This is a genomic window from Stenotrophomonas sp. PS02298, assembly GCF_029959445.1.
GTDB lineage: Bacteria > Pseudomonadota > Gammaproteobacteria > Xanthomonadales > Xanthomonadaceae > Stenotrophomonas.
The window spans coordinates 1-9,297 of the sequence record NZ_JASCOR010000164.1; the positions used below are offsets into that span (position 1 = coordinate 1).

A 9,297-nucleotide genomic window follows, 5' to 3' on the forward strand; every position below is an offset into this window, starting at 1 on the left:
GCCATGCTCGGCAGAAGCTTTCCCGGTAAAGCCCCTTGCCGAGCATGGCTCGGCACTACAACTGCATTGCTGGTAAAGCCCCTTGCCGAGCATGGCTCGGCACTACATCTGCATCGCCGGTAAAGCCCCTTGCCGAGCGTGGCTCGGCACTACAGATGCATTACTGGTAACGCCCCTGCCGAGCATGGCTCGGCACTACGGGTGCATTCTTTTCGCTGAATTTGATCCAGATCAGTCGCCTACGGTGCGCATTGCCGCGAACAAGGGGACAATGAAGGTCTGCGCGCCCGGCGCGCCCCTGTTCGACCTCCGTTGCAAAGGATTTCCCCCATGGCTGCACGCAAGCAAAAGACCTATCCGATCGAAGTCCAGGCCAAGCCCGGCCTGCCGCTGGGCATGAGCTCGGCCACCTTCCTGCGCGATTACTGGCAGAAGCGCCCACTGTTGATCCGCGCCGCCTTCCCGGACTTCGAAACCCCGGTAATGCCGGAAGACCTGGCCGGTCTGGCCTGTGAAGAAGGCGCACTGGCGCGCATCGTCAGCCATGACCGCGCCACCGACGGCTGGACCCTGCGCACCGGCCCGTTCCAGGAAGAAGACTTCCCCGGCATGCCCGACCACGACTGGACCCTGCTGGTGCAGGACGTGGACAAGTGGGACTCGGAAGTGCGCGCCCTCACCTCCTATTTCAACTTCCTGCCGCGCTGGCGCATGGACGACGTGATGATCAGCTTTGCCGCCACCGGCGGTTCGGTTGGCGCCCATGTCGACCAGTACGACGTGTTCCTGCTGCAGGCCCACGGCCAGCGCCGCTGGCAGATCGACGCCAGCGAGTCGACCAAGGGCAAGCGCCCGTCGCTGGAGTTCCGCCCCGACGTGGAACTGAAGCTGCTGAAGAAGTTCAAGGCGACCCACGATTGGGTGCTGGGCCCGGGTGACATGCTGTACCTGCCGCCGAACGTGCCGCACAACGGCGTTGCCGTGAATCCCTGCCTGACCTTCTCGTTCGGCATGCGTGCACCGTCCTCGGCTGAGCTGATCAGCGATTACCTGGACGACCTGGTCGCCGACGCCGACGAATCCATCCGCTTCCAGGACCCGGACCTGAAGCTGCCGGAAGACCCGAACGAGATCGACGAGGCCGCCATGAAGCGCGTGGTCGCCGCGCTCAATGCGCTGCGCATGAACGACCCGGATCGCCTCGGCAACTGGTTCGGCCGCTTCATCACCACCTACCGCGCCGCCGGCGACATCCTGCCCTCGCAGGCGCCGCCGTCGCCCGAAGAAGTGGTCGCCGAGCTGGAAAATGGCGGCGTGCTCGAGCGCCACCCCTGGGCCCGACTGGCCTGGCGCCGCGCCACCCGTGGCGCCTCGCTGTACTGCTCCGGGCTGGCATTCCAGCTGTCTATCAAGGACGCACAGACCCTGGCCGGTACCGAACAAATCGATATCGCGCTGTTCAACAAGCTCGGCAACAAGGGCCGGGATGCGTTGATGGAACTGATTGTCGGCGGCCATTACCAGCTGCTGGACGTGGAAACCATTGCCGCCATGCTCGCCGAGCAGGACGCGTTGGAAGCCATGGACGAGGTGGCCGAAGAAGGCCAGGTCGAGGAAGATTTCGACGACGAAGACTTCGACGACGAGGCCGATGCCCCGGAACTCGAGATCGAGGTGATCGAATACAGCGAAGCCGGTGAAGGCGAGCCGTCCAGCGCCAGCATCGAGACCGTACTGGTCAATGAGGAAGGCGTCGAGGTCGTGGTCATCTGTGACGACGGCGAGGAAGAAGACGAAAACGACGCGGAAACCCCGTCGGCATGAGTCAAACCGCGATCTTCCATGTGGAGATCGCCGACTACGCCATGCAGCAGGCACTGCTGCACGGCGTGCGTCATACCGTATTTGTCGATGAGCAGAACGTCCCGGCCGAGCTGGAAATAGACGAGCTGGACCCGCTCAGCGACCACGCGCTGGCACTGGTTGAACACGGCCAAGCCATCGGCGCCGCCCGCTTGACCCCGGATCAGCGCATCGGCCGCATGGCGGTGCTGGCCGCCTGGCGTGGCAAAGGCGTAGGCCAGGCTTTGCTGAATACGCTACTGAGCGCCGCTCGCAAGCGCGGCTGGGGCGAAGTCAGCCTGCACGCTCAATTGCACGCCCGCGACTTCTATGCCTGTAACGGGTTTCTGCCGGAAGGCGTTGAATTTGAAGAGGCCGGCATCGGCCACCAGACCATGCGCCGGCGTCTGGACGGGGCGATGCGGGTACAGGACCCGGACCAGGCCCGCGCCGCCATGGCCGCGGTCATCCACGGCGCACGTCGCCACCTGCACCTGCAGCTACGCGGCAACGACGCCCTGCTCGGCCAAGCACTGGTCCTGGATGCGCTGCGCCGCTTTGCCACCGCCCGTCACGACAAGCAGGTACTGGTGCTGCTGCACGAAGCCGACCTGTCCGCCCTGCCCGCGGCCTTCATCGCCCTGGCGCAGCGTCTGCCCAGTGTGTTCAAGGTACGTGAGCCGGTAGACCCGATGGACTGCGAGGTCAGTTCGGCCGCTATCAGCAACGATCGGGGCGACTGCTACTTTCGTCCAATGGGCGCCCGCGTCGAAGGCGAGCTGTCGCTGGACAGCCCCGCCCGCGCGCAACAGCAGGAAGCGCTGTTCAAGCGTATCTGGGAGCGTTCACGTGATTGCAGCGGGCTTCGCGTACTAGGTGTCTGAGCATTGACCTGGGCAGGACAAGCCGCAGTCAGGTATTAATGCGCGGGACAGTGTAGGTGCCCCTTCCTGTCCAGTGAGGGGTATAATTTCGTGGTTAGAACACGCCCGCGCGTGACGCTGTAGCAGGTCCGCCGGTTCCCAGAACTACCCCACAAGTGAATCCGACTCTCCATCGTGGACAATCTACTGAAGCAGTTTGCGCAATCATCGCAGCTCGCCGGCGGCAACGCCTCCTATGTCGAGGACCTGTACGAACAGTACCTCGTCTCCCCGGACAGTGTGGACCCCAAGTGGAAGTCCTACTTTGACGGCTTCAAAGGCCGCGAAGCTGGCGATGTGCCGCACTCTGCCGCCATCGCACACATCACCGAAGCCGCGAAGAATGCTGGCAAGGTCGGCGCCAACGCCGGTTCCGGCGACGAGCGCGAGCGCAATGTCGGCCGCCTGATCACCGCCTACCGTTCACGCGGCCACCTTGGTGCAAACCTCGATCCGCTGGGTCTGACCCCGCCGGTCAACCCGCCGGACCTGGGCCTGCCCTTCCATCACCTCAGCGATGCCGACCTCAACGACGAGTTCAGCACCGGTGGTGTCGGCGGCCAGCCGCGGATGAAGCTGCGCGACCTGCTTGCGCGCCTGAAGGCGACCTATGCCGGCTCGATCGGCGCAGAGTTCATGTATATCGCCGAAGTCGAGCAGCGCCAGTGGCTCTACCAGCGCCTCGAAACCGCCGGTGGCAACTACAACCTGGATGCCGACACCAAGCGTCGCACCCTGGAACGCCTGACCGCTGCCGAAGGCCTCGAGCGTTACCTGCACACCAAATACGTCGGCCAGAAGCGCTTCTCGCTGGAAGGCGGCGACTCGCTGATTCCGATGATGGACACCATCATCCGCGACGCCGGCAAGGAAGGCGTCAAGGACGTGATCATCGGCATGGCCCACCGCGGCCGCCTGAACGTGCTGGTCAACACCCTCGGCAAGAACCCGCGCAAGCTGTTCGACGAATTCGAAGGCAAGTTCGAGCACGACGACCGCGCCGTTGCCGGTGACGTGAAGTACCACATGGGCTTCTCGGCCGACGTCGCCAGCGATGGCGGCCCGGTGCACCTGGCCCTCGCCTTCAACCCGTCCCACCTTGAAATCGCCGATCCGGTGGTTGTCGGCTCGGTGCGTTCGCGCCAGGAACGCCGCAACGACACCGCGCGCAAGCAGGTGATGCCGGTCCTGATCCACGGCGACGCTGCATTCGCCGGCCAGGGCGTGGTGATGGAGCTGTTCCAGATGTCGCAGGCCCGCGGTTTCGCGGTCGGCGGCACCGTGCACATCGTCATCAACAACCAGGTGGGCTTCACCACCTCCAACCGCGACGACTCACGCTCGACCCTGTACTGCACCGACATCGCCAAGATGGTTGCTGCACCGGTCCTGCACGTGAACGGCGACGATCCCGAAGCCGTGGTGTTCGCGGCCAAGCTGGCTTATGACTTCCGCCAGCAGTTCAACAAGGACGTCGTGATCGACCTGGTCTGCTACCGCCGCTGGGGCCATAACGAAGCCGACGAACCGGCGATCACCCAGCCGCTGATGTACCAGGTGATCCGCAAGCACAAGACCACCCGCGAGCTCTACGCAGAGCAGCTGGAAGCCGCAGGCGTCATCGCTGCCGGTGCCGGCAAGGAAATGGTCGACGCTTATCGCAACAAGCTGGACTCGGGCGAAGTCACCACCGAGCTGGCCAAGGTCGAAAAGACCCCGGCCACCAGCAAGATGTACGTGGATTGGTCGAAGTACCTGTCGGGCAAGCTGTCCGATCCGGTCAGCACCAAGGTCGACATGGGCAAGCTGACCCAGCTGGCCACCATGATCAACACCATTCCGGAAGGCGTGGAAGTACATTCGCGCGTTGCCAAGGTGTACGACGACCGTCGCAAGATGGCCGCCGGTGAAATCCTCGGCGACTGGGGCTTTGCCGAAAACCTGGCCTACGCAACGCTGCTGGACGAAGGCAACGCACTGCGTCTGGTCGGCCAGGACGTGGGCCGCGGCACCTTCACCCACCGCCACGCGATCCTGCACGACCAGAAGACCGACAACTACTACCTGCCGCTGCGTCAGCTGGTCGAGTCGCCGGAACAGGCCACCATCATCGATTCGCTGCTCAGCGAAGAAGCGGTGATGGCGTTCGAGTACGGCTTCTCCACCACCGATCCGAACACCTTGTGCATCTGGGAAGGCCAGTTCGGCGACTTCGCCAACGGTGCCCAGGTCGTGATCGACCAGTTCATCGCCTCCGGCGAAGCAAAGTGGGGCCGTATCTCCGGCCTGACCCTGCTGCTGCCGCACGGCTATGAAGGCCAAGGTCCGGAGCACAGCTCGGCGCGCCTTGAGCGCTTCCTGCAGCTGTGCGCACTGGAGAACATGCTGGTCTGCGTGCCGTCGACCCCGGCGCAGGCATTCCACATGCTGCGTCGCCAGATGCGCATGGCTACCCGCAAGCCGCTGGTTGTCATGTCGCCCAAGTCGCTGCTGCGTCACAAGCTGGCCGTGTCCAGCCTGGACGAAATGGCCAATGGCGAGTTCCAGCACCTGATCGGCGACGCCACCGCGGACGTCAAGAAGGTCAAGCGCGTGGTCGTGTGTTCGGGCAAGGTCTACTACGACCTGCTGGAAGACGTGACCAAGCGCGGCCAGGACGACGTGGCACTGGTTCGCGTTGAACAGCTCTACCCGTTCCCGCGCCCGGCGCTGGCTGCCGAACTGAAGAAGTACGGCAAGGCAACCGACGTCGTGTGGTGCCAGGAAGAGCCGATGAACCAGGGTGCGTGGTACCAGATCAAGCACCACCTGCAGGCATGCGTGGCCGATGGCCAGGCGCTGCACTATGCCGGTCGCCCGCGTTCTCCGTCGCCTGCTGTTGGCCACATGTCCGATCACCTGCGCGAACTCGCACAGCTGCTCGCCGACGCGCTGGTCAACAAGATCGACGACAACTACGCCGAATAAGCCCCCTTTTCCACAAGAAAACGAAACCAGGAAATCAGCCAAATGGCCACCGAAGTCAAAGTACCGGTACTGCCCGAATCCGTCTCCGACGCCACCATCGCCACCTGGCACAAGAAGGCTGGCGAGGCCGTCAAGCGTGATGAGAACCTGCTCGACCTGGAAACCGACAAGGTCGTGTTGGAAGTACCGGCGCCGGTTGATGGCGTGCTGAAGGAAATCAAGTTCCAGGAAGGCGACACCGTCACCTCGAGCCAGATCCTGGCGATCATCGAGGAAGGCGCGGTTGCCGCTGCCGCCCCGGCCGCTGCTGCCGAGGCACCGAAGGCTGCTGCCCCGGCCGCCGCCGCTCCGGCTGCTGCCGCTGCACCGGCCCCGGCTGCCAAGTCGGCCGCCGACGCCCTGCCCCCGGGCGCCCGCTTCTCGGCCATCACCGAAGGCGTGAACCCGGCTGACGTGTCCGGCACCGGCCGTCATGGCGCAGTGACCAAGGAAGACATCGTCAACTTCGCCCGCAACGGTGGCGTCGGCAAGGCCGGCGGTGCACGTCCGGAAGAACGCGTGCCGATGACCCGCATGCGCAAGCGCATTGCCGAGCGTCTGATGCAGTCGAAGAACTCGACCGCCATGCTGACCACCTTCAACGAAGTCAACCTGTCCAAGGTCTCGGCTGCGCGCAAGGAGCTGCAGGAAGAGTTCGTCAAGGCCCACGGCATCAAGCTGGGCTTCATGAGCTTCTTCGTGAAGGCTGCCGCCAACGCGCTGCAGCGCTTCCCGCTGGTCAATGCCTCGATCGATGGTGACGACATCATCTATCACGGTTACTCGGACATCTCGATCGCCGTGTCGACCGACAAGGGCCTGGTGACCCCGGTGCTGCGCAACGTCGAGCGCATGTCGTTCGCCGACATTGAGAAGGCCATTGCCGACTACGCCAAGAAGGCCCGTGACGGCAAGCTGTCACTGGAAGAACTGCAGGGCGGCACCTTCACCGTGACCAACGGTGGCACCTTCGGCTCGCTGATGTCGACCCCGATCGTCAACCCGCCGCAGAGCGCCATCCTCGGCATGCACGCCATCAAGGACCGTCCGATCGCCGAGAACGGCCAGGTCGTGATCGCCCCGATGATGTATCTGGCCATGTCCTATGACCACCGCATCATCGACGGCAAGGATTCTGTGCAGTTCCTGGTGGACATCAAGAACCAGCTGGAAAACCCGGGCCGCATGCTGTTCGGTCTGTAATTGCTCCGAGCCCCTCTCCCGCTCGCGGGAGAGGGGTTGGGGTGAGGGCAAGCCTCACCCGCACCCTCATCCGGCGCTACGCGCCACCTTCTCCCGGCGGGAGAAGGGACAGGCAACAAGGAATCTCAAATGGCTGAACAATTCGACGTCGTCGTCATCGGTGCTGGTCCGGCCGGCTACCACGCTGCCATCCGCGCCGCACAGCTGGGCCTGAAGACCGCCTGCATCGATGCAGCGCTGGGCAAGGACGGCAAGCCGGCCCTGGGCGGCACCTGCCTGCGCGTGGGCTGCATCCCGTCCAAGGCGCTGCTGGACTCCTCGCGCCAGTACTGGAATATGGGCCACATCTTCGATCAGCACGGCATCAGCTTCAACGACGCCAAGATCGATGTGACCAAGATGGTCGGCCGCAAGGACGCCATCGTGAAGCAGTTCACCGGCGGCATCGCCCAGTTGTTCAAGGCCAACAAGGTTGCCACCTACTACGGCTTCGGCCAGCTGCAGGCCGGCAATGTGGTCAAGGTCAAGCAGCACGACGGTTCGGAAGTCGAGCTCAAGGGCACCAACGTCATCATCGCCGCCGGTTCGGATTCGATCGAACTGCCGTTCGCCAAGTTTGACGGCAAGCACATCGTCGACAATGTCGGGGCACTGGACTTCACCGAAGTGCCGAAGCGCCTGGCCGTGATCGGCGCCGGCGTGATCGGCCTGGAGCTGGGCAGCGTGTGGAAGCGCCTGGGTTCGGACGTCACCATCCTGGAAGCACTGCCGGACTTCCTGGCTGCTGCCGATGCGGAAGTCGCCAAGGTTGCCGCCAAGGAATTCAAGAAGCAGGGCCTGAACATCCTGCTCAACGCCAAGGTCTCCAAGACCGAGATCAAGGGCGAAGAAGTCATCGTCAGCTACACCGATGCCGAAGGCGAGAAGAGCCTGACCGTCGACAAGCTGCTGGTGGCCGTTGGCCGTCGCGCTGCCAGCAAGGGCCTGTTGGCCGATGGCACCGGCGTGCAGATCAACGAGCGCGGCCAGATCGTGGTCGACGACCATTGCCACACCGGCGTCGATGGCGTTTGGGCGGTGGGTGACTGCGTGCGCGGCCCGATGCTGGCCCACAAGGGCTTTGAAGAAGGCGTCGCCGTGGCTGAACTGATCGCTGGCCTGCCGGGTCACGTCAACTTCGACACCATCCCGTGGGTCATCTACACCGAACCGGAACTGGCATGGGTCGGCAAGACCGAAGCCCAGCTCAAGGCCGAGGGCATCCCGTACAAGGCCGGCAGCTTCCCGTTCGCCGCCAACGGCCGCGCCGTCGCCATGGTGGAGCCGGCTGGCTTCGTCAAGGTGCTGGCACACGCCGAAACCGACCGCGTGCTGGGTATGCACCTGGTTGGCGCCAATGTCTCCGAGCTGGTGCACGAAGGTGTGCTGACCATGGAATTCAGCGGCTCGTCCGATGACCTGGCCCGCATCTGCCACGCCCACCCGTCGCTGTCCGAGGCAGTGCACGACGCGGCGATGGCAGTGACCAAGCGCGCCATCCACAAGGCCAACTAAGCTCCACGGCCTGTGACCTGAAGGCTCCGCCAAGGCGGAGCCTTCTTGCTTTTGTAGTCCACGGTCTGCGTGCGCATTCATTGGCAGCAGAACGACCACCTCTTCCCATCCATCAGGAACAACACATGAAGTCCATCTGCGTCTATTGCGGCTCCAACCCCGGCGCCAAGCCCATCTACGTCGAACGCGCCACCGAACTGGGCACGCGCATCGCCAACGAAGGCCTGCGTCTGGTCTATGGCGGCGGCCGCACCGGCCTGATGGGCGCGGTGGCCGATGGCGTGCTGGCAGCAGGTGGCGAAGTCACCGGCGTGATCCCGCAGCACCTGGTGGACATGGAGGTGGCGCACAAGGGCGTGACCTCGCTGGAGATCGTCGGCTCGATGCATGAGCGCAAGTCGCGCATGTTCGACCTGTCCGATGCCTTCGTCGCCCTGCCCGGCGGCTTCGGCACCGCCGAGGAGATCTTCGAGATGCTGACCTGGCGCCAGCTCGGCATCGGCCACAAGCCCTGCGCCTTCCTCGACATCGACGGTTTCTACCAGCCGCTGATCGGCATGATCGACACCATGGTCAGCGAGCGCTTCCTGCACCCGGAGCAGCGGGAAGACCTGTGGTACGGCGACGACGCCACGCAGATGCTGGAGTGGATGCGCAACTACTCGCCGGCGCAGGCCGACAAGTGGTTCGACGAGAAGAAGCGCAACGCGCTGCGTTGAGGCAGCGGCGGTCTTTTTGCAGGAGTGGCGTGAGCCGCGAGGCTCACGCC

General features: G+C 64.1%; 6 protein-coding genes. All 6 read left to right on the forward strand.

Annotated elements, in window-relative coordinates:
- Positions 1 to 330 precede the first annotated feature (330 nt).
- The 6 genes from QMX78_RS17905 (at position 331) to QMX78_RS17930 (ending at position 9,247) form a co-directional block, all read left to right on the forward strand.
- Positions 331 to 1,824, forward strand: a complete 1,494-nt coding sequence (locus QMX78_RS17905) for a cupin domain-containing protein (RefSeq protein WP_282272069.1) — start codon at positions 331 to 333, stop codon at positions 1,822 to 1,824.
- Positions 1,821 to 2,726 (forward strand): GNAT family N-acetyltransferase, encoded by a 906-nt coding sequence (locus QMX78_RS17910; RefSeq protein ID WP_282272070.1) that lies wholly within the window; start codon positions 1,821 to 1,823, stop codon positions 2,724 to 2,726. Before QMX78_RS17905 ends, QMX78_RS17910 begins: the two co-directional genes overlap by 4 nt.
- A 174-nt stretch (positions 2,727 to 2,900) precedes the next feature.
- A complete protein-coding gene (locus QMX78_RS17915; RefSeq protein ID WP_282272072.1) occupies positions 2,901 to 5,732 on the forward strand; it encodes a 2-oxoglutarate dehydrogenase E1 component in 2,832 nt (943 codons plus the stop codon).
- A gap of 42 nt (positions 5,733 to 5,774) precedes the next feature.
- A complete protein-coding gene (sucB, locus tag QMX78_RS17920) occupies positions 5,775 to 6,974 on the forward strand; it encodes a dihydrolipoyllysine-residue succinyltransferase (protein WP_282272073.1) in 1,200 nt (399 codons plus the stop codon).
- A gap of 129 nt (positions 6,975 to 7,103) precedes the next feature.
- Positions 7,104 to 8,528, forward strand: a complete 1,425-nt coding sequence (lpdA, locus tag QMX78_RS17925) for a dihydrolipoyl dehydrogenase (RefSeq protein ID WP_282272075.1) — start codon at positions 7,104 to 7,106, stop codon at positions 8,526 to 8,528.
- A 125-nt stretch (positions 8,529 to 8,653) separates the two neighbouring features.
- The gene (locus QMX78_RS17930; RefSeq protein ID WP_282272078.1) at positions 8,654 to 9,247 is read left to right on the forward strand and encodes a TIGR00730 family Rossman fold protein; all 594 of its coding nucleotides are present in this window, start codon (positions 8,654 to 8,656) and stop codon (positions 9,245 to 9,247) included.
- Positions 9,248 to 9,297: the final 50 nt, after the last annotated feature.